Raw genomic sequence first — 19,810 nt, 5'->3', positions numbered from 1 at the left:
GATCTGAGCCCGAGCCCCTCTAAGAGCGGCATCCACCTTAGTTTAAGCGGTTTTATTAATGGCAATCGCATATCATTTGCCCAGCACTTCCTGATTTGCCCGTGTTATAATTTTTCGTTTTTAGCGCTTGCGACGTGCCTTTCACGTCACAGCTACCAATCTTAGCGAATTAACTTAGCGAAAAGTCAGCATACGATGGATAAGACCTACCAGCCCGCCTCAATTGAAACCAAGTGGTATCAAGACTGGGAAGCCAAAAACTACTTTGCCCCTAGCGGTAAAGGCGACCCTTATAGCATTATGATCCCACCGCCGAATGTCACCGGCAGCCTACACATGGGTCACGGCTTTCAAGAAAGTATTATGGATGCGCTGATCCGCTACCACCGCATGAAAGGTTGCAACACACTGTGGCAAGTCGGTACCGACCACGCGGGTATTGCAACGCAAATGGTGGTTGAGCGCCTACTGGATGCCGAAGGCACAAATAAGCATGAGCTGGGCCGAGAGAAATTCATCGATCGCATTTGGGAATGGAAAGAAGAAAGCGGCGGTAATATTTGCCGACAGCTTCGTCGCTTAGGTGCATCTCCTGACTGGAGCCGTGAGCGCTTCACCATGGATGACGGTTTTTACGAAGCGGTGCAAGAAGTCTTTATTCGACTCTATGAAGACGATCTGATTTACCGTGGTAAACGCTTGGTAAACTGGGATCCAAAACTGCACACCGCTATTTCTGATTTAGAAGTGATCAGCGAAGAAGAAAATGGCCATATGTGGCACTTCCGCTACCCGTTGGCGGACGCCGTACAAGGAAGTACCAGTGCCACGGAAGGCGGGAAGCCGGGAGTGGCTGGTGTAGACTACATAATTGTCGCCACCACCCGCCCTGAAACCATGCTGGGTGATACCGCGGTTGCTGTAAACCCCAACGATGAGCGCTATAAAGACCTTGTTGGTAAATTTATTAAATTGCCACTGACCGACCGTGAGATCCCTATTATTGCGGATGATTACGTTGATGCTGAATTTGGTACCGGTTGCGTCAAGATCACCCCCGCTCATGATTTTAACGACTATGAAGTCGGTCAACGTCACAAGCTGCCGATGATTAACGTCTTCACTGACGATGCCACCATGAACAAACAGGTCCCTGAAGAGTTTCAAGGGCTAGATCGTTTTGAAGCACGTAAAAAGGTGGTGGCCGATCTTGAAGCACTCGGTTTATTAGAAAAAATAGACGATCACAAACTCAAAGTCCCACGCGGCGATCGCAGTGGTGTGGTCATTGAACCTTACCTAACCAACCAGTGGTATGTAAAAACCCAACCATTAGCCGATGAAGCCATCAAGGCAGTGGACGGCGGTGATATCGATTTTGTTCCCAAACAGTACGAAAACATGTACTTCTCGTGGATGCGCGATATTCAAGACTGGTGTATTAGCCGTCAACTTTGGTGGGGACACCGTATTCCTGCTTGGTATGACGAAGATGGCAAGGTTTACGTTGGTCGCTCCGAAGCCGATGTACGAACGAAACACAAGATCGCCGACGACGCTATCCTTAAACAAGACGACGATGTACTTGATACTTGGTTTAGCTCAGGCCTTTGGACCTTTGGCACCTTGGGCTGGCCAGAAGATACTGATTTATTAAAAACTTTCCACCCTAGTTCGGTGCTAGTGACAGGGTTTGACATCATCTTCTTCTGGGTTGCGCGTATGATTATGCTCACCCTCTATTTCAAGAAAGAAGTTCCGTTTAAAACCGTTTATGTTCACGGCCTTGTGCGAGATAGCCACGGCCAGAAAATGTCAAAATCAAAAGGCAATGTACTCGACCCCATTGATTTGATTGACGGTATTGACCTTGAAACCTTGGTGCAAAAACGTACCGCAGGTATGCAGGTACCTAAGCTAAAAACAAAAATCGAAAAACAAACACGCAAAGAGTTTCCCGAAGGTATTGCACCTTACGGTACCGATGCGCTGCGTTACACCTACTACTCACTAGCCTCAACTGGACGCGATATTAATTTCGATGTAGGCCGTATTGAGGGCTTTCGCAACTTCTGTAACAAGCTGTGGAATGCATCAAACTACGTGTTTATGAACACCGAAGATAAAGACTGTGGTCAAAACGGTGGTGACGTTGAATTAAGTCTGGCTGATCGCTGGATCGTTGCTCGTCTACAACAAGCAGAGCAAGCTGTGATTGACGGTTTTTCCAGCTACCGTTTAGACCTAGCCAGCCAAGCACTCTATGACTTCATTTGGAAAGATTACTGCGACTGGTACCTTGAGCTAACTAAACCTGTACTTTGGAATGAAGATGCCAGTGAAGCGGTTCAACGTGGTACACGTCAAACTCTAGTGCGTGTACTAGAAACTATTTTACGTCTTGCCCACCCAATGATGCCATTTATCACTGAGGAAATTTGGCAGCGCGTGAAGCCTCTTGCTGGTGTTGAAGGCGAGACCTTAATGCTTGCCGCCTACCCCGAACCCGATACCAGCAAGGTGGATACACAAGCCATCGATGACGTTGAATGGCTACAAAGTGTCATTATAGGTATTCGTGGTATTCGCGGTGAAATGAACGTGAGCCCTTCTAAGCAGCTTGCTATTTATTTCAATAACGGCTCGGACGACGATCAGCGCCGCTTAAACGAGAACAAACAATTCTTGAGTAAGCTGGCGTCACTGGAGTCCATCACTTGGTTAAACGCAGGACAAGAAGCGCCTCTTTCTGCCACCGCCCTAGTCGGTGATCTTGAGATTCAGGTACCACTAGCTGGGTTAATTGATAAAGATGCCGAGCTTGCTCGCCTTGATAAAGAATTAGCTAAGCTTGAGAAAAATCTCGGTGCCCTAAAAGGCAAACTGAGTAATGCTAAGTTTGTGGATAATGCACCTGCTGAGGTGGTTCAAAAAGAGAAAGACCGCTTAGCCGAAACCGAAGCTGCTTTTGCGAAATTAAGCGAACAGAAAGAGAAAATTGCTAGCCTCTAAGCTAGATACAAGCATTCGCTTATTAAAAAACCAGTTAGCCCATAGTAGCGGGCTAACTGGTTAAGCGTAAAAACGCTTTTTAAAAACAACTCTCAACGCAATAAATATTGCTATTAAACTTATTTATTCGCAAGCCAAGCGCTTAAATCTTCAGAACCACCAATGTGTTCACCATCAACAAAGACTTGTGGCGCTGTTAACTGGCCGCTCACTGCCGCTAGTGAGGTGTAACTAATGCCATCAGAGCCAAGCTCAATCACTTCATAAGCTAATCCTTTTTCATCCAAAGCCGCTTTTGCATTCGCACAATGTGGACAACCTGGTTTGGTAAACAAACTAATTTTAGGCGGTAATATTGCATTTGGTGCAACATAATTAAGCATGGTATCGGCATCACTTACCTCAAACGGGTCGCCAGGTACATCAGCTTCAATGAACATTTTTTCAACCACACCATCATTAACCAACATAGAGTAGCGCCAGCTACGCTTGCCAAAACCTATATCGCTTTTATCAACAAGCATGTCCATGCCTTCACTAAACTCACCGCTACCATCTGGTAGAAAGCGAATATGTGCAGCTTGCTGATCTTTTTCCCAAGCATTCATCACAAAGGTATCGTTCACAGAAAGACAGATAATGTCATCAACACCATGCTCTTTAAACACCGGCGCTAACTCGTTGTAACGAGGTAGGTGGCTAGATGAGCAGGTTGGAGTAAAAGCACCCGGTAAAGCAAAAACAACAACTTTTTTACCTGCAAATAGCTCACTGGATTGCCAAGTTTGCCACGCATCATCAACACGGACAGGGAAGCTAACTTGGGGGACTGATTGACCTTCTTTATTTTCTAACATAAGACACTCCTAGTGCGTTTTGTACTTTGAATTGAATATGCTGTCACTTTAGCGCATACAACATAATAGTCATATTTAGTTAAATAAATAAGACTCATAGCTTTAGGCTAACAAGAATAAATAAGAAGGAATATTTACGTATGCAGGCAAGAACAAGAGCTGTTAAAACAGTGGCATGCTAAATACGACGAGCCAATACAGCTACACATAGGCTCCTGCATCTTAAGCAAGACCCTTCGCCCAGCGGCCAAGAAGCTGAGTCAAGTCCTCTTCATCAAAAGGCTTAGCTAGATAATCATCCATGCCGGCATTTAAGCACTTTTCTTTATCTCCTTTCATGGCATTGGCTGTCATCGCCAAAATAGGCACACGCCGATATCGATCCCCCGCCTCGCCCTGCCTAATTGCCTTAGTGGCCTCATAACCATCAAGCACTGGCATTTGGCAGTCCATAAGAACTAAGGTAAAAGGGCTTTGTTCATCGGCAGCCTTCATCAAGGCAATCGCTTCTGCACCATGCTTCGCAACGGTTGCCGATTTCTCCATGTCCTCAAGCATCATTAAAGCCACTTCTTGATTCACCATGTTGTCTTCGACTAACAATATATTTTCTTGGTAGCCCGACTCACTTTTTATTTCTGGAACATCCGCTGGCGCCAACTCAATTAAGTTGAGAGCCAGTAATAAGTCGCTGCGAGTAATGGGTTTAGGTAGCTGCAATCGATACCCCAGATTCTCAAGCTGATCACCAATAAAACGATCATTCATTGGATTTAAAAGTACCAACGGCGACGCTTTTAAATGTGTAACACTGTGAAACTTGTAGGCAAAGGCCTCTGCACTGCCATCATTTAGCTGGCCTTCAACCAAGACCAAAGCATAAGGCTGATCTCGCCCCATAGATGTCGCAAGTTTAATGGCCAGCTCGTAGCTATCAGCCGCAGTGACACGAGCTCCCCAAAGCCCAAACTGACGCTCTAACATCGAGCGCTGCGCTGTATTTGAAACAATAATTAGCACATCGCAAAATTGTAAATCAATCGGGTCGGTTTCAATCGGGGTTTGTGCCTGTCCCAACTCAATCGAAACCGTAAACGTTGAGCCCTCTTGTAAGCGGCTGCGTACAGACAAACTCCCCCCCATCAAAGCGCAAAGCTTATGACTAATAGCAAGCCCTAAACCTGTGCCCCCATAGTTACGAGTGACTGAACTATCTGCCTGTGTGAATGGTTCAAACAGATATTCAAGCTGCGCTTCATCAATGCCAATACCGCTGTCACAAACATCCAGCTCCAACTGCCTTGATTGCCCATATTTAACGAGGCATGCTCGAACAAGTATTTCTCCTTTTTCGGTGAACTTGATGGCGTTACCGACCAAATTCACCAAGACTTGACGCAAACGCCCTTCGTCACCGTGAACCCAGCCATTATCGACTTCACACTGATCAACCACGAGCTCCAGTTGTTTCTCTTGCGCTCTTAACGCCATGCCCTCAGACATGTCATCGAGCAGCGCGTGAAGGTTAAAATCTTGATTTGCGAGATCTAAGTGCCCTGCATCCACCTTCGTAAAATCGAGAATGTCATTAATGATCTGCAGTAAACTCTCTGCACTGTTGCGCGCGATTTGGGCCTTGCGAACTTGCTCATCATCCAAGTTGCTACGCTGCAACAAACTCAGCATACCCAGAACCCCATTTAAGGGCGTACGAATCTCATGGCTCATCATAGCCAAAAATTCACTTTTAGCTTGAGCGGCTTGCTCGGCTTGCTCTTTGGCCTCAATTAAAGCCTGCTCTGAGCGCTTACGCTTATCGATATCCTGAAAAGAACCATAGAGGCGAACACATTTTCCACCTTCAAATTCTGCTGACCCTGTAGCAGCGACCCAGATTTCTCGACCTTTTGCTGTTACGAGTATTAACTCAACGTTCCAAGATTTACCTTGGTTTATCCCCTCGGCAACCACGCGACTGATGGTATCTCGGCTCTCTCCTTCTTTATAGAAATTTATCCCTGATTCAACTTCAGGAATAAAACTGTCAGAAACTTCGTGGATTTTTCTCGTCATCGACGACCAGTAGACTTGGCCGCTTTCGATATCATAGGACCACGCACCGATTCGCCCCTGATCACTCATCACCTCAAACAGTTGTGTTTGACGCTCCAGCATCTGTTCGCTGTGCTTTTTATCAGTGATATCGAGGTGAGTGCCCATCATACGCAGGGCTTTGCCATCAGCATCACGCTCAAGCACCTTACCCGAATCAAGAATCCAAACCCAGTGACCGGCACGATGCCGCATACGTACTTCGCACTCGTAATAACCGGAGCCTTCAAGGCAAGACTCGACAGTGTGATTAAAACGGCTTAAATCACCTGGGTGGCACAATTCACTCCAGGCCTTAGCACCAAGAGGGGCTAACTCTTCTAAAGTAAAACCGACAATCTCAGCCCAGCGTCTATTAAAACTCAGTTGATCAGAAGGAATATGCCAATCCCAAGTACCTACGCCCGTACTTTCTAAGGTACTTTCTAACGAAGGAGCGCTAGCTGCTTCAGCGCTCAACTCAGAACGGCCAACAGCCTGCGGATTAGCTTGCTCACGATCTTGCCGGGCCATAAGTTTTGCCAACTCCTGAGGCAAGAAAGTGCCTCGCTATATAAATAAACGGCATAACTTTATATAGCACACTGGCAAGAACCTTGCCGTAAAGAGGGGCCACATAGGACAAAAACTAGGGCCTAGAACCAAGGCCTAAACATGTCATAGTTAAGCTGCTTGAACGAGTACCCAAGGTTTAATAACCAGCGCCCATACACTCGCATCATCTCGAATCCATTGCTGCGCCTGCTCATCACTCACTTGAGCAATTAAGCCACTTTCCATATAAGCGTTTATTCGTGCAGCATCATCAGCATGAATAAACTGAGCAACTTCAATTAAATCAAGTTCCTTGGCGACCGATACCGCAATACCAGACGCAAAAAAGCGCTGTAGTTCAGACCACGGAATTTTAGCGCATTCTCGGTTGAGCTCTTGTTGGATCTGCTCGTTCAGCGGCTCACTGAGTGCTGAACTGTTAGTTTTATTACTTTCTTTATCTGTCATTAAATCAACTTATGCTTTGTTTCGCCGCAGCGCTCACAGATCAATACTGTTACGAGGCGACCTTGTTTAACATCGAACTTTTGCTCTGTTTTCACCTTCCACTTGTGAAAACCGCGGCGGCAAAGGCTGCGGCCTTTGTGTTTCTGGTGGGGGCTGGGCCGCTTAAAGGGCAGCACATTAGACATAGCTATTCTCATTAAAGGGTGAACAGGCTCTGGGCCATTCGGGTATACTTACCTGCTTATCAATACCTAGGACTACTCAGGGCATGAGTCTGCACCACGTTGAGCTAGCCATCAGTGCAAGCTGGATAATTCCTATTATTCCCAAGGGCCGCATTCTTGAAGACTCGGCGCTGATTATAAACGAAGGAAAGATTGTAGACATCGTTCTTCAGTCCGAGCTTCAACAACGATATCAAGCAAACAGCTTTATCGAGCTCAAAAACCAAGCGCTTATACCGGGCTTAATAAATGCTCACGGCCATGCGGCAATGAGCTTATTGCGTGGTTATGCTGATGACCTGCCCTTAATGACCTGGCTTGAAGAACATATTTGGCCGGCAGAAAGCCGTTGGGTTAACGAGAGCTTTGTAAGAGACGGCACCGAGCTTGCTATTGCTGAAATGCTCTTAAGTGGCACGAGCTGTTTTAGCGATATGTATTTTTTCCCTGAAACAGCTGCTGAAGTTGCCCACGAAAGTGGTATTCGTGCCCAAATCGCCTTCCCTGTACTCGACTTTCCTACCCCTTGGGGCCAAGGGCCTGACGACTACATCCACAAGGGCTTGGCCCTCCACGATCACTACCGTTCACACGACCGTATTAATATCGCTTTTGGCCCACATGCCCCCTATACCGTTAGCGATGATGTATTACGCCAAATCAGCACTCTGGCCGAAGAGCTACAAGCGCCGATACAAATTCACCTTCATGAAACGGCTGAAGAAGTGGAGCGGGCCGTTTCTGAATCAGGTCAACGACCAAGTAAACGACTGGCTGAGCTAGGCTTGCTCTCACCACTCGCTCAGTGCGTGCATATGACTCAAGTCGATGAGAGTGACCTTAGAGTGCTCAAAAGCAGTGGCGCCCACGTTGTACACTGCCCAGATTCAAATTTAAAACTAGCCAGCGGCCTATGCCCTGTTAAGGACTTACTCCGCGAAGGAATTAACGTCGCCTTAGGTACCGATGGGGCGGCGAGCAACAACGATTTGAGTATGCTTAATGAAATAAAACAAGCAGCTTTACTCGCCAAGTTTCAAACCATGGACGCCTCTAGTTTAAATGCCCATGACAGCCTTTATATGGCAACAATGGCCGGCGCTAAAGCACTAGGCATAGATAAGCAGTGTGGATCTTTAGAGGTGGGGAAAGCGGCTGACATTTGCGCTATAGACCTAAGCGAGCTAACAGCCCAGCCCGTATACAACCCTGCGAGCCAAATCATTTACAGTCAAAACCAAGTCAGTCATCTGTGGGTAAATGGTCAGCACCTTGTCAATCAAGGTAAGCTCAGCCGTATAAACCAAGAGTCACTGATTAAACGAGCCTCAGCTTGGAGGGACAAAATTCGTCATGCTTAATTCGGAACAGACAAACGTAGACCCCAATGAAATTGAGAAGTTTGAACGCATGGCCAGCCGATGGTGGGATCCCGAAGGCGAATTTAAACCCCTGCATCAACTAAACCCAGTACGTGCAAACTATGTGGATTCTGCAACACCCGTTGCTGACAAGACGCTTATCGACATAGGCTGTGGTGGCGGCTTACTCAGCGAAGCCATGGCCCAACGAGGAGCCAAAGTAAGCGGTATTGATATGGGAGAGGCTCCACTTGAGGTCGCCAAACTGCACGCCTTAGAAAGCGGCTTAGATATTCACTACCAAAAAATCAGTGCTGAGCATTTTTGTAAAGAAAACGAAGGGCAATTTGACATTGTCACCTGTATGGAAATGCTGGAGCATGTGCCCGACCCAAGCTCAACAATTAAAGCCTGTGCGGCACTCGCAAAAGACAATGGCAGCTTGTACTTTTCAACCTTAAATCGCACACCTAAGTCGTATGCCTTTGCCATCCTTGGTGCTGAATACGTTATGAAGCTCTTGCCCAAAGGCACCCACGAATATTCAAAATTTATTAAACCTGCTGAACTATGCCACTGGATTCGTGAAGCAGGCCTGGTGGTCGAAGATGTTTGTGGTATGAGTTTTAACCCCTTCAATCAGCATTTTTATTTAGCCCAAGAAGCTGTGGATGTTAACTACTTAGTTCGAGCCAAAAAGGTTAATTAAGATGACACTCAAAGCCGTTTTTTTCGATTTAGATGGCACCCTACTTGATACCGCCAGAGACTTAAGTGCCGCTTTAGACTCTATCATGCAAGAGGACGGCTTAGAGCCTCTCCCCTTTGAGCAAACCCGAGTCATTGTTTCTGAAGGCTCTTACGCGCTCGTTAAGCTGGGTTATCAGCTGACTGATGATGACCCGCAAGTAGGCCCTTTACGCCAACGTCTACTCGATAGCTATACCCAAAATATCAACCGACATACTAGAAGCTTCCCCGGTATCGATGAACTAATTAAGAAGATCAGCGATGCAGGGCTGGCTTGGGGTATCGCCACAAACAAACCTCAGGCCCTGACCGATGCTTTGATGACACAATTTCGTTTTGCTAGCACGCCCTGCTGTATTCTTTCACCAGAGCATGTCAAGCAAAGCAAACCTCATGAGGAGTCATTACTCTTAGCCTGCCGCTATGCCAACTGTAAGCCCAGTGAAGCTATCTATATTGGCGACCATGTACGTGACATTCTCTGCGGAAAAAATGCGTGTATGCCTACCATTGCAGCCAACTATGGTTACATCCCCAAAGACGAAGACAGCTTGAGTTGGCAAGCAGATCACTATATTGAACACGCAGATGAGATCTGGCCAATAATTGATAACTATTTAAATTTAGCAGCGCCAGAAACAATCGCTGAAGCTCAACCATAAAGCACTCGGTTTATTGCGATTAATAAGCCGTTATGACATTTTCGGAAATATATATGCACAACTCACAAATCCCTTCTGATTTTAAATTATCAAGTTCATCATTTAAGGGAAAAACCATTCTCATTACCGGTGCAACCGATGGCATTGGTCGCTGTGCTGCTCTGTATTTTGCTCGTGCCGGTGCCACCGTTGTATTACACGGTCGAAGTGAAACCAAACTTGAAGAGCTCTATGATGAGATTGAGCAAGAAGGCTTAGCTCAGCCAGCTATTTATTGCCTTAGCCTAGAAAGCGCAAACGCAGAAGCCTATACAGCTATGCACGATGCCTTAGCCAATGAATTTCCCAAACTTGATGGACTCTTAATAAATGCGGCTGAGCTCGGAGCTCGAACCCCCGTACAACAATATAGTCCTGAGCGCTGGGCAACAGTAATGCAGGTAAATATCAACGCCTCTTTTCTTTTAAGCCGCGCCCTACTGCCTCTTATCCGCAACAGTGAGCATGGTCGTATTTTGTTTACCTCAGACCAAAGTGCAAGCCAAGGCAAAGCATATTCAGCTGCGTATTCAGTATCAAAAGCTGCAAGTGATGCATTAATGAAAGTGCTTGCAGAAGAACTCGATGGCTTAGGTGATATTTGTGTAAATAGTGTCGACCCTGGCGCAACTCGCACTCGCTTACGCTTAAATGCTTACCCAGCAGAAGACCCTATGACAGTAAGCCCTGCAAGTAAGCTTATGCCAAGTTACGCATATTTGTTAAGCCCAATATGTACTCAGAGCGGTAAAATTTTTAGGGCTCAGCCTGAACACAAAAGCTTAGAGCCCTAATAAACTGAATGCTAGATTAAACGAAGCGATAAGCACTAAAAAGCTCTAGATACGAAAAGTGATTAAGCGATGACTGCTCACTCGGCTCACCGTCTTTGCTTTCTTTTTCAACCTTTTCACTTATCGCTTCACTGTCTTTTTGACAGCCTCCATACTTAACCACCTTCTCTATCTGCACATTAACAAAGTCATCCCACCAAACTTTTTTTACTACATCATCACAAAAAATAATATGGTAATTCTTTTGCTGCTGATCTGAGCCATTGTAATTTAAAAAGAACAACAAACTGGCTTTACGGTAATAGCTCTGTTTAAAATGATAAGTATAAACCTGCTCTTGATTGGGACCTTCGAGATAGAAATGAGGTTTACCTAAATTATCCGTTACCCAACGTTTATGAGTTTTATTTTTTTTTACTGTAGAAAAAAAGGCCTCTGGTACAGCACCTTCACCATCCTCATAAACAGAGCGATCTGAGATACTGCACGCACTCACACTAAAAGCACTGATAACTAGGGCAGAATAAACAAAAACTCCGTACTTCATAATGAACGCCCTATACGCTTAACTAATGATAACGGCTATGATGCTCGATCTAACTGATGTGAGGGCTGCTGCATCATTTTCATCAACGATACTTCTGCCACACTTAAACCACTGCTCGCAGCTACTGTTTCATCACTTAAGCCTTGATTCAGCATGCTCCGTGCTCGACCACAAGCTAACTCCACATGGCTATCATTGAGCTCTTGCTGCTGTTTACTCAACAAGGTCAACTGTTTCTCTAGATGTAATACACGCTCCCCAACGCCCATAACACCCGAGTTACTCATTTGCAGCTGCTTGTTCATAATTGCTCGCTTACGCACACTGTGAGCTCTCATTTGGATAAAAGCCGCGATAAAAGCTAAATTCATTAAAATAAGAGCGGCGCTAATTAGGCCGCTATAAGCAGCAAGGCTTTCATTCACCAGCATAAGTACTTCCCCAACCATCACACACTCTCCAGCTCAGCCCATTCGTCATCCGTGAGCAGCTTATCGAGTTCTATCAAAATTAATAATTCATCATTTTTATGACACACACCTTGAATGAAGCGTGCACTCTCTTCGTTACCCACGTTTGGAGCTGTTTCTATCTCACTCTGTCGCAGATAAACCACTTCAGCCACGCTATCCACTAAAATACCAACAACGTGTTGATCTGCCTCCAGAATAACAATACGTGTATTGTCACTGATCTCTCCAGGTTCCAAACCGAAGCGATAACGCGCATCAATAACCGTCACCACATTGCCACGAAGGTTAACTATACCCATAACATAGGCTGGGGCCCCTGGTACTGGAGCTATTTCGGTATAACGCAACACCTCTTGAACCTGCATCACATTGACACCATAGGTTTCACCTGCCAGCTTAAAAGTGACCCACTGCAACATCGGGTCTTCGCTGATATTGTCTTTGCTTAACGTAGCTGCCATAGCTAACTGTCCTCACATAATTGTTATTGCGCATCACAGCGCTGGCACAGATTAAGCTCGCGTCAAAATCCTGCCCCACACCCCTCTAAATATAGTTAAGAGCAGCTTCTATGCCAGTCGGTCTTACTTATTGTGAGCTCTTTTAAGCAAACTCAATCATTCAAAACTTAAAGAGTCATCCGCCTCAACTAATAAGTGAGCCATCTGCGGGATATCTAATAAAGCGCACATGGAAGATTTTACTGTTCCAGCTAACCAAGGGCGTTTAGAGCGCTCAGAGCGCCATTTAATTTCATCAGGTTCTAAACTAATGGGCTGGTGTACAGTATCTACCGCTAAGGCCCACGGTACGCCATGCAAGGAGATAGCAAACTCTGCACATTCTAAAAAACGTTCCTCATAGCGCTCAGGCATCACAAATAAAGCCGTATTAACAACTCTGAGATTACCCATTGACGACTTTAATACACCCATAAACCAGGAACTCTGACCAAAAAGGTGGTTTAAACCTTCATGCATTGGAACAATTTGCCCAAGTGCAATTAAAGGCACCGCAAGCTTTAAACCTGCAACATCAAATAACAAAGCGTCAAAGCGCTCTTGAGCCCACGCTGGGCGACCGTTTTCACACCACTGAACACTGTGATCCGCTTGTTGGCTAACAACCGGATCTTGCTGTGCTAGTTCAGAGACCTCTACCTCTGCTGTGACGCTCGGCTCAATATTTTCAGTTTGGCTAAGCTCAGAGCATTGACTCTTACTGACTTCAAGCTCTGCTTGTGCTTGCTGGACTTGAATAGCATCTAAGTTCGCCTCCGCCTTAGGGCTTGCCTCAACAGGGCTTTGTATAAGACGGCGATCAAGCAAGGCCTGTAGTTTTTGTTTGTCGACAGACTCCGGTTCTGCATGAGGCTTAACATGAATATTTGTAGCAGCTTTTTTTTTCGCCATAGCCCTAAGAGGCTTATTAAGAGGTTCTGATAGGAGTTGCTGTTCCGAAGCTTTTGTTGGAACACCGGCTTTATTAACCCTTTGCTTTACGTTAACAGCTGCTTTAGCCTCCGTATTTGCTTCTATTTTAACTTGCACCTCTGACTTCGCGCTCGCCTCCGACATAGATGCATCGTGTAGCAATTCATCAAAATAATTATTTAAATCGCTTTCCAACTCTTTACTCACTATTGCACCGCCTCCGGCCTTGCTTCATTCGCAGCACGGTGAAGAAACGTAAACAGAGAGTGATAAGCCAGAGCAGAACGGGCACTCTTATCAAACACATTGATAGGCAAGCCGGCTTTACTTGCATCTCTAAGGCGGGTATCAATAGGAATTTTCCCAGGCCATGTACTCGGTTCATGGTCCATACGGATTTGTCGCAAACTCTGCACCGAGGCTTGGGTGCGCTTATCGTACATGACCGGCACAATACAATAATTAAACGGAGCCCCCCGAGAGCGCTGCATCATTGTAAGTGTATTTAACATACGCTCTAAACCTTGTATTGCTAAATACTCAGTTTGTACTGGTATCACTAATTGATCACAAGCAGCTAGAGCATTAACCATCAGCACCCCAAGTTGAGGAGGACAATCGATAAGTACCAGATCATATTCATGCTCAACAAGAGCTAAAGCACGCTTAATAACCAAACCCATTCCTTCGCCAACAGCTCGGCGCTCTAGCGTAGCGAGCACAAGCGCAGAAGGAATCACATCTATATTTTCAAAAGCACTGGGCTGAATAACTTCTTCCAATAAGGCTAGAGTTAACTCATTTCGCTTATCGAATAGATCAAAAATACTGGATGACTTGCCAGTTTCTACCAAAGAAAACCAAGAGGTCAAAGAACCATGAGGGTCCAGATCAATAAGCAGTACACGCAGCCCCTCCTCTGCAGCAATACCTGCAAAGCTAACACTGGTGGTTGTTTTCGCAACGCCACCCTTTTGGTTTGCGATTGTCCAGACCTGCACACTCACTCCGATCATGCGGCAATAATTAGCAACGTTCTCCCAAGTATTGCCGCTGTAAAAAAACGTATCTGTCTATGTATTAATAGCTTAACTAGCTAGAGTTCTCGCTCTAAGTCAAAAGCGAAAGCTATGTCGCCTTCTTGAAAGTTTGACTCTTGTTATCTCACGATAAAAAAAAGCAAAGCCCGTACCAGCCTCTCTACTCTTCTTCTCGCTGTAAACTTTGTAAGCGGGGTAAATCTGGATCAGAACTAAATAAAAGATTGCCGCCTTTTAAGCGGACAGGCTGAATGCGGCCTTCTCTAGGAGCCAACTCGTTTGATGTTTCTATTATTTGTTGATCCTGACTTTGAGCAAGACCTTGGTCAGAACCCTGAATAGCCTCTTTTTCTGCAATACCACTTTCTCCAAGTTTCTTTGTGGAACTCGACTCTGCAGGGCTATCCTGATCTAAATTTTGCTTACCTTGAAGTACATCAATCTGGCTAGCAGTATTATTGTCAACCGAGTTTTCAGCTGCAAATTGACCAATTCGTAGCACCACTCGCCGATTCTTTTTTCGCCCCTCTTCCGTCTCATTCGAGGCTAGAGGCCTATGCTCAGCAAAAGCCAAAGCGGCTAAACGTTGAGCGGCAATGCCATTTTTTTGGAGCAACTCAACAATTGCTAAAGCACGAGCCGAACTTAGCTCCCAGTTATTTGCAAAGTCAACATTGCTAATGGGCCTATCATCTGTATGACCACTTACTTGAATTTCATTTTCATAAGGACTTAATTGCTCAGCAATATCAGTAAAAACCTGCTGGGCCTCAAAACTTAATTGAGCCTCACCGCTATCAAATAAAAGTTCGGAACTTAAATTCAAATCCAGCCAGCTTTCATTTGCTGAAACCGTAATGGAGCCTTCAACAGGAAAGTCACTTAGGCGCTGCTGTAAATCTTGAGCAAGCTCTTCAAGGTCTACAAGATCAACCGCTTGTTGCTGATCTGATGGAACATCCTTAGTACTGCTCGAAGATGGCTGAGTTTTAAATGCTTGGTTTAAAGTTTCAGACAGTGCCCGATACTTAGATTCATTCACCTGAGAGATTGAATACATCACCACAAAAAAGGCAAATAAGAGAGTGATAAAATCAGAATAAGAAATCAGCCAGCGCTCGTGGCCAACAGAACGATTATAATCTTCACCTTGGCGAGCTTTTGTTAATAAACGTCTATGACTCATATTGAGCCCCAGCTAGCGTAAATAGCCGCTAAGCTTTGTCTCGATTGCACGTGGATTTTCACCGTCTGCAATGGCACATACACCTTCAATGGTCAGTTCTCGGTGTAAACTTTGCTCTTTAATACAAGCTCTTAAACGGCTAGCAATCGGCAGTAAAAATAAATTAGCTGCGGCTACACCATAGATAGTTGCGACAAAAGCAATGGCAATACCTTGGCCCAATTGCGACGGGTCAGCTAAGTGACTCATAACATGGATAAGCCCCATTACCGCCCCAATAATACCGATGGTAGGAGCGTAACCTCCCATACTTTCATAGAAATGAGCTGCTTCTATATCGCGCTGTTCGACAACGGCCAAATCCGTTTCAAGCACATGCCTTATGACTTCGGCATCACTGCCGTCAACAAGTAGCTGCAAGGCTTTTTTTGAAAAACTATCTTTTTCTTTTTCCGCAGCATTCTCGAGACCAAGCAGACCTTGCTTGCGGGCGATCTTCGACCAAGCAACCACTTGCTCGACACCTTCAGGTAATTTAAATTTGGGCGGTATCAACACCCATGAAAACATATTTAAGGCGCGCTGAATGCCCTGTTTAGGTGTTTGCAATACCGCAGCACCAATCGTTCCACCAAAAACAATGATGGCAGCAGGTCCATTTACTAATGTCGAGAGCGAACCGCCCTCTAGAAAGTTACCCCCAATCAGAGCTGCAAAGCCAATAATAACGCCTAGTACACTGATTAAATCCATATAGGTTTATAAGTCACTAATCAACTTGTCACTAAAATCACGTACAGCTAAAACCGCATCCGTTAAACCTGCTTTTGCAACTGCCGCAGGCATTCCATAAACCACACAAGAGGCTTCATCCTGAGACCAGATATTCGCACCCTTTTGCTTAAGCATTCTCGCTCCTTCACAACCATCTGCTCCCATACCGGTAAGCACAATGCCTAAGGTTGAAGCACCAAATATTTGAGCGGCCGAACCAAAGCTAATATCAACACAGGGCTTATAATTAACCCTGTCATCACCATCGATAATTTTTATCTTATTACCCGTTTTATCGAACATTAGCTGGCGACCACCAGGTGCTACAAGCACCTCACCTGCAACAAGTGCATCGCCACTTTGTGCCTCTTTAACGCTCAAGTTACTTTGCCTATCTAAGCGTTCAGAAAAAGCTTTGGTAAAGTTCTCAGGCATGTGCTGAACAATCACAATAGGAGCGGGAAAGTTAGCGGGAAGGCGAGATACCACTTCCGTTACGGCAACAGGACCACCTGTCGAAGCACCGATGACAACCAATTTCACCTTACCTTTTAAGTTTACCGATGATCGTCGTGGTTGAATGGGGTCTTTAGTAGGTGTATCAGCTGTACTCTGAGAAATACTACGAGCTCTGCTGCTTCTCTGTTCACTCAACGTGACTTGGCTAGAGGAACTGGAGCTAGTTTCAGGTCTGGGTGAGGCTTTAGCTGTTTCAGAAACTTTGTCGATATAAGTTCGAGCAATAGTTGGTTTAGCGCTCTTAGCAAAACCAATGAGCTTATCATGCAAGCGCTTCTTCAATACCGCACTGTCATTAGATACTTCAGCAAAATTTTTGGGTAGAAAATCCACCGCACCAGCATCTAAAGCCTCTAAGGTAATACGGGCACCTTCATAGGTCATAGATGAGAACATAACGATAGGAACTGAGCGGCGGGAAAGAATGGTACGCACCGCCGTAATGCCATCTACAAAAGGCATTTCATAGTCCATAGAAATAACGTCAGGTTTCAGTTTTTCATCTAGGTCAATCGCTTCTTGCCCATTCGCGGCCACACCAACCACTTCAAGGCCTGGGCTTTCAGATATTATTTTTTTTAGTCGCGCTTGAAAAAAAGCGGAGTCATCAACGACCAATACTCGGTAAGCCACCTGTACTCCCGTAGCGATTTAATCGCTGTTTAAGCTACCCGTTTATTATTTCCGGCATAGCGTTTTAACATGGACGGAACATCTAAGATTAACGCGATGGTACCATCACCTGTGATAGTAGCCCCCGCCATACCAGGCGTTCCGTGTAATAATTTACCCAAGGGTTTAATAACAACCTCTTCTTGACCGATCAGCTGATCAACAATAAAACCAACTCGCTGAGTTCCAACAGAAACAATCACCACATGAGCTTCTGGAGGATTGGCATCGCCGTAAGAATTACGCACTAACCAGTGCTTTAAATTAAAGACTGGAACCGTTTTTTCACGGATGACTATGCACTCCTGCCCATCAACAATACTGACTTTGGTTAAGTCCATGTGGAAGATTTCATTAACACTCACAAGTGGTAAGGCAAAGGTTTGCTTACCCAGCATAATCATCAAAGTTGGCATAATGGCCAAAGTTAAAGGTACTTTAATAATGAAACTTGTACCTTCACCCTGCTCAGACTGAATTTCAATCGAACCATTTAACTGAGTAATTTTGGTTTTCACTACATCCATACCTACGCCACGACCACTGACGTCTGATATCTCTGTTTTTGTTGAAAAACCTGGGGCAAAAATTAAGTTGTAGGCTTCAGAGTCACTCAAGCGACTTGCCGCATCGGTATCCATAATACCTTTCTCTACGGCTTTTTCGCGCAAGGCATCAGGGTCCATACCGGCACCATCATCAGAGATAAGAAGCAAGATATGATCACCCTCTTGCTCCGCAGCAAGCACAACCTTACCCACTCTACTTTTGCCCTTTTTCTCTCGCTCTGCAGGTAATTCAACACCATGATCGACAGAGTTTCTTACTAAGTGAACCAAAGGGTCTGCCAAAGCTTCAACTAAATTCTTATCTAAATCGGTATCTTCACCTTTAAGCTCAAGGTTAATTTCTTTCTTAAGGTTTCTTGCTAGGTCACGAACAACTCGGGGAAAACGACCAAACACTTTTTTGATCGGCTGCATCCGGGTTTTCATTACCGCTGTTTGCAAATCCGCAGTAACAACATCCAAATTACCCACTGCTTTTTGCATACTTTCGTCGGTACTTTCTTCACCTAAGCGCACCAAGCGGTTACGTACCAATACCAGTTCGCCAACCATATTCATAATGTCGTCGAGGCGTTGAGTATCAACCCTTACCGTAGTTTCACCTTGTGCAACCTGGTTACCTCCGCCTTGAGCGTTGGCTTTCTGAGCCCCTGCCTTGTTTTCTTTGGGTTTTAGCTTGGCAACCGGTGCGGCAGTTTTTGCTGCCGGTGTAACAGGGCTTGAAGTGGGCTCTGCGCTTGTTTTTTTAGATACCGTTTGATCTTCAGCATCTTTAACTTTAGGCTCAGGGCTACTTGCTTCGGTTGGACCAGAACCTTTACCGTGAAGCTCATCAAGTAAATTTTCAAACTCATCGTCTGAGATAAGATCAGCGCTGCTGGAACCATTTGAATCTGTTGTTTCTGCTTTAACAGGCTCAGCAGTCGTACTTTTTCCAGGGCTTTTACCTGAGCCATGCAACTGATCTAGCAGAGCTTCAAATTCATTCTCGCTTATTTCATCCGAGTCACTAGCAACAGAAGAGCTCGAAGCAGCGTCTGGTGAATCAGATGCACTGGCTGCCGCAGGTGCGGGTGCTTGACCACTGCCATGCAGCTGATCCAATAAGGCTTCAAATTCATCCTCTGTAATTTCATCAGAAGCACTGGATGAAGCTGTATCACTTGAAGCGGCTTGTGAAGAACCTGAATCCGAATCATCAAGAGCATCTAAAAAACCTTCAAACTCTTCATCACTCATGTCAAAGTCAGCTTTAGACGCTGAAGAACTAGCGGGCTCTTTACTGAACTCTTTATTCGACTCTGTATCGAGCTCTACGGCAGACTCTGGGGCAGCCACATCGTTGCTATTTGCGCTAACTTCACCAATGTCTTCTGCTGCACCACCAATGTCCTCACCGGCCACAAGTAATTCTAAATGATGAATAAGCTGGGGGTCAGCCGCTTCGGGAGTATCACCATTTTGTAATTGTTGAAATTGCTGAGTGACCGTATCCAGAGCCTGAAGTACTACATCCATCAGCTCTGCAGTAACATCACGATCACCGTTGCGTAATATGTCGAATAGATTCTCCGTTACATGGCAACAATCAACCATGGTATTTAGTTGCAAGAACCCTGCTCCACCTTTCACAGTGTGGAAGCCTCGGAAAATCGCATTTAACAGATCTTTATCATCCGGGCGCTGCTCAAGCTCTACCAATTGCTCTGATAGCTGCTCAATAATCTCTCCTGCTTCTACAAGAAAGTCCTGGAGGATTTCTTCGTCATCGCCAAAAGCCATTA

General features: G+C 45.4%; 18 protein-coding genes. 5 read left to right on the top strand and 13 right to left on the bottom strand.

All coding sequences use genetic code 11. From position 1 onward, the window contains the following. Positions 1-195 precede the first annotated feature (195 nt). Complete coding sequence (locus AB1S55_RS10415) at positions 196-3,012, top strand: valine--tRNA ligase (protein ID WP_370978021.1); 2,817 nt, start codon at positions 196-198, stop codon at positions 3,010-3,012. A 119-nt stretch (positions 3,013-3,131) separates the two neighbouring features. Here the strand turns inward: AB1S55_RS10415 and AB1S55_RS10410 are convergent, their stop codons facing one another. The 4 genes from AB1S55_RS10410 to AB1S55_RS10395 form a co-directional block, all read right to left on the bottom strand. After that, the gene (locus AB1S55_RS10410; RefSeq protein WP_370978020.1) at positions 3,132-3,869 is read right to left on the bottom strand and encodes a glutathione peroxidase; all 738 of its coding nucleotides are present in this window, start codon (positions 3,867-3,869) and stop codon (positions 3,132-3,134) included. Positions 3,870-4,091: 222 nt separating this feature from the next. Continuing rightward, positions 4,092-6,494: an ATP-binding protein gene (locus tag AB1S55_RS10405; protein ID WP_370978018.1), complete on the bottom strand. Its 2,403-nt coding sequence runs from the start codon at positions 6,492-6,494 to the stop codon at positions 4,092-4,094. A 150-nt stretch (positions 6,495-6,644) separates the two neighbouring features. Next, entirely contained in the window at positions 6,645-6,983 is a 339-nt protein-coding gene (locus AB1S55_RS10400) for a DUF2288 domain-containing protein (protein ID WP_370978017.1), read from the bottom strand. Further along, positions 6,983-7,168, bottom strand: coding sequence for a hypothetical protein (locus tag AB1S55_RS10395; RefSeq protein ID WP_370978015.1), 186 nt, complete (start codon positions 7,166-7,168; stop codon positions 6,983-6,985). The genes AB1S55_RS10400 and AB1S55_RS10395 overlap by 1 nt, the downstream gene beginning before the upstream one ends. Before the next feature lie 83 nt (positions 7,169-7,251). Between AB1S55_RS10395 and AB1S55_RS10390 the strand changes: the two genes are divergently transcribed. From AB1S55_RS10390 to AB1S55_RS10375, 4 genes are read left to right on the top strand one after another with little or no spacing between them, the layout of a single operon-like run. Next, entirely contained in the window at positions 7,252-8,568 is a 1,317-nt protein-coding gene (locus AB1S55_RS10390; protein ID WP_370978013.1) for a TRZ/ATZ family hydrolase, read from the top strand. Further along, entirely contained in the window at positions 8,561-9,277 is a 717-nt protein-coding gene (gene ubiG, locus AB1S55_RS10385; protein ID WP_370978010.1) for a bifunctional 2-polyprenyl-6-hydroxyphenol methylase/3-demethylubiquinol 3-O-methyltransferase UbiG, read from the top strand. The genes AB1S55_RS10390 and ubiG overlap by 8 nt, the downstream gene beginning before the upstream one ends. 1 nt (position 9,278) lies before the next feature. Beyond that, positions 9,279-9,980 carry an HAD family hydrolase gene (locus AB1S55_RS10380; protein WP_370978008.1) on the top strand — a complete coding sequence of 234 codons (702 nt, stop codon included), beginning with the start codon at positions 9,279-9,281 and terminating at the stop codon, positions 9,978-9,980. 53 nt (positions 9,981-10,033) lie between these two features. After that, positions 10,034-10,813: a YciK family oxidoreductase gene (locus AB1S55_RS10375; RefSeq protein WP_370978006.1), complete on the top strand. Its 780-nt coding sequence runs from the start codon at positions 10,034-10,036 to the stop codon at positions 10,811-10,813. Positions 10,814-10,829: 16 nt separating this feature from the next. Here the strand turns inward: AB1S55_RS10375 and AB1S55_RS10370 are convergent, their stop codons facing one another. The 9 genes from AB1S55_RS10370 to AB1S55_RS10330 all read right to left on the bottom strand — a co-directional run bounded on the left by AB1S55_RS10370 (position 10,830) and on the right by AB1S55_RS10330 (position 19,808). Beyond that, the gene (locus AB1S55_RS10370; RefSeq protein ID WP_370978004.1) at positions 10,830-11,360 is read right to left on the bottom strand and encodes a hypothetical protein; all 531 of its coding nucleotides are present in this window, start codon (positions 11,358-11,360) and stop codon (positions 10,830-10,832) included. A 35-nt stretch (positions 11,361-11,395) separates the two neighbouring features. Continuing rightward, on the bottom strand, positions 11,396-11,809 hold the full coding sequence (locus AB1S55_RS10365) for a DUF2802 domain-containing protein (RefSeq protein WP_370981586.1): 414 nt from the start codon (positions 11,807-11,809) through the stop codon (positions 11,396-11,398). Beyond that, positions 11,809-12,294, bottom strand: coding sequence for a chemotaxis protein CheW (locus AB1S55_RS10360; protein ID WP_370978003.1), 486 nt, complete (start codon positions 12,292-12,294; stop codon positions 11,809-11,811). The genes AB1S55_RS10365 and AB1S55_RS10360 overlap by 1 nt, the downstream gene beginning before the upstream one ends. 156 nt (positions 12,295-12,450) lie before the next feature. Beyond that, the gene (locus AB1S55_RS10355) at positions 12,451-13,473 is read right to left on the bottom strand and encodes a chemotaxis protein CheW (RefSeq protein WP_370978002.1); all 1,023 of its coding nucleotides are present in this window, start codon (positions 13,471-13,473) and stop codon (positions 12,451-12,453) included. Further along, positions 13,473-14,267, bottom strand: a complete 795-nt coding sequence (locus AB1S55_RS10350) for a ParA family protein (protein ID WP_370978000.1) — start codon at positions 14,265-14,267, stop codon at positions 13,473-13,475. Before AB1S55_RS10350 ends, AB1S55_RS10355 begins: the two co-directional genes overlap by 1 nt. Before the next feature lie 199 nt (positions 14,268-14,466). Continuing rightward, entirely contained in the window at positions 14,467-15,492 is a 1,026-nt protein-coding gene (locus AB1S55_RS10345; RefSeq protein ID WP_370977998.1) for a flagellar motor protein MotB, read from the bottom strand. A gap of 12 nt (positions 15,493-15,504) precedes the next feature. Next, complete coding sequence (locus AB1S55_RS10340; RefSeq protein WP_370977996.1) at positions 15,505-16,245, bottom strand: flagellar motor protein; 741 nt, start codon at positions 16,243-16,245, stop codon at positions 15,505-15,507. A gap of 6 nt (positions 16,246-16,251) precedes the next feature. Then, positions 16,252-17,418, bottom strand: coding sequence for a chemotaxis response regulator protein-glutamate methylesterase (locus AB1S55_RS10335; RefSeq protein WP_370977994.1), 1,167 nt, complete (start codon positions 17,416-17,418; stop codon positions 16,252-16,254). Between the two features lie 29 nt (positions 17,419-17,447). Then, on the bottom strand, positions 17,448-19,808 hold the full coding sequence (locus AB1S55_RS10330; protein ID WP_370977992.1) for a chemotaxis protein CheA: 2,361 nt from the start codon (positions 19,806-19,808) through the stop codon (positions 17,448-17,450). Positions 19,809-19,810: the final 2 nt, after the last annotated feature.

The organism is Agaribacterium sp. ZY112, from assembly GCF_041346925.1.
GTDB lineage: Bacteria > Pseudomonadota > Gammaproteobacteria > Pseudomonadales > Cellvibrionaceae > Agaribacterium.
The sequence above is the reverse complement of the archived record's forward strand: the minus strand, read 5'-3'. Positions and strand labels throughout refer to the sequence as shown.

Coding starts and splice junctions, on each gene's coding strand:
- AB1S55_RS10365 (WP_370981586.1), bottom strand. CDS start 11,809: ATGGTTGGGGAAGTACTTATGCTGGTGAATGAAAGCCTTGCTGCTTAT.
- AB1S55_RS10380 (WP_370978008.1), top strand. CDS start 9,279: ATGACACTCAAAGCCGTTTTTTTCGATTTAGATGGCACCCTACTTGAT.
- AB1S55_RS10400 (WP_370978017.1), bottom strand. CDS start 6,983: ATGACAGATAAAGAAAGTAATAAAACTAACAGTTCAGCACTCAGTGAG.
- AB1S55_RS10345 (WP_370977998.1), bottom strand. CDS start 15,492: ATGAGTCATAGACGTTTATTAACAAAAGCTCGCCAAGGTGAAGATTAT.
- AB1S55_RS10360 (WP_370978003.1), bottom strand. CDS start 12,294: ATGGCAGCTACGTTAAGCAAAGACAATATCAGCGAAGACCCGATGTTG.
- ubiG (WP_370978010.1), top strand. CDS start 8,561: ATGCTTAATTCGGAACAGACAAACGTAGACCCCAATGAAATTGAGAAG.
- AB1S55_RS10405 (WP_370978018.1), bottom strand. CDS start 6,494: ATGGCCCGGCAAGATCGTGAGCAAGCTAATCCGCAGGCTGTTGGCCGT.
- AB1S55_RS10330 (WP_370977992.1), bottom strand. CDS start 19,808: ATGGCTTTTGGCGATGACGAAGAAATCCTCCAGGACTTTCTTGTAGAA.
- AB1S55_RS10395 (WP_370978015.1), bottom strand. CDS start 7,168: ATGTCTAATGTGCTGCCCTTTAAGCGGCCCAGCCCCCACCAGAAACAC.
- AB1S55_RS10415 (WP_370978021.1), top strand. CDS start 196: ATGGATAAGACCTACCAGCCCGCCTCAATTGAAACCAAGTGGTATCAA.
- AB1S55_RS10375 (WP_370978006.1), top strand. CDS start 10,034: ATGCACAACTCACAAATCCCTTCTGATTTTAAATTATCAAGTTCATCA.
- AB1S55_RS10340 (WP_370977996.1), bottom strand. CDS start 16,245: ATGGATTTAATCAGTGTACTAGGCGTTATTATTGGCTTTGCAGCTCTG.
- AB1S55_RS10410 (WP_370978020.1), bottom strand. CDS start 3,869: ATGTTAGAAAATAAAGAAGGTCAATCAGTCCCCCAAGTTAGCTTCCCT.
- AB1S55_RS10370 (WP_370978004.1), bottom strand. CDS start 11,360: ATGAAGTACGGAGTTTTTGTTTATTCTGCCCTAGTTATCAGTGCTTTT.
- AB1S55_RS10390 (WP_370978013.1), top strand. CDS start 7,252: ATGAGTCTGCACCACGTTGAGCTAGCCATCAGTGCAAGCTGGATAATT.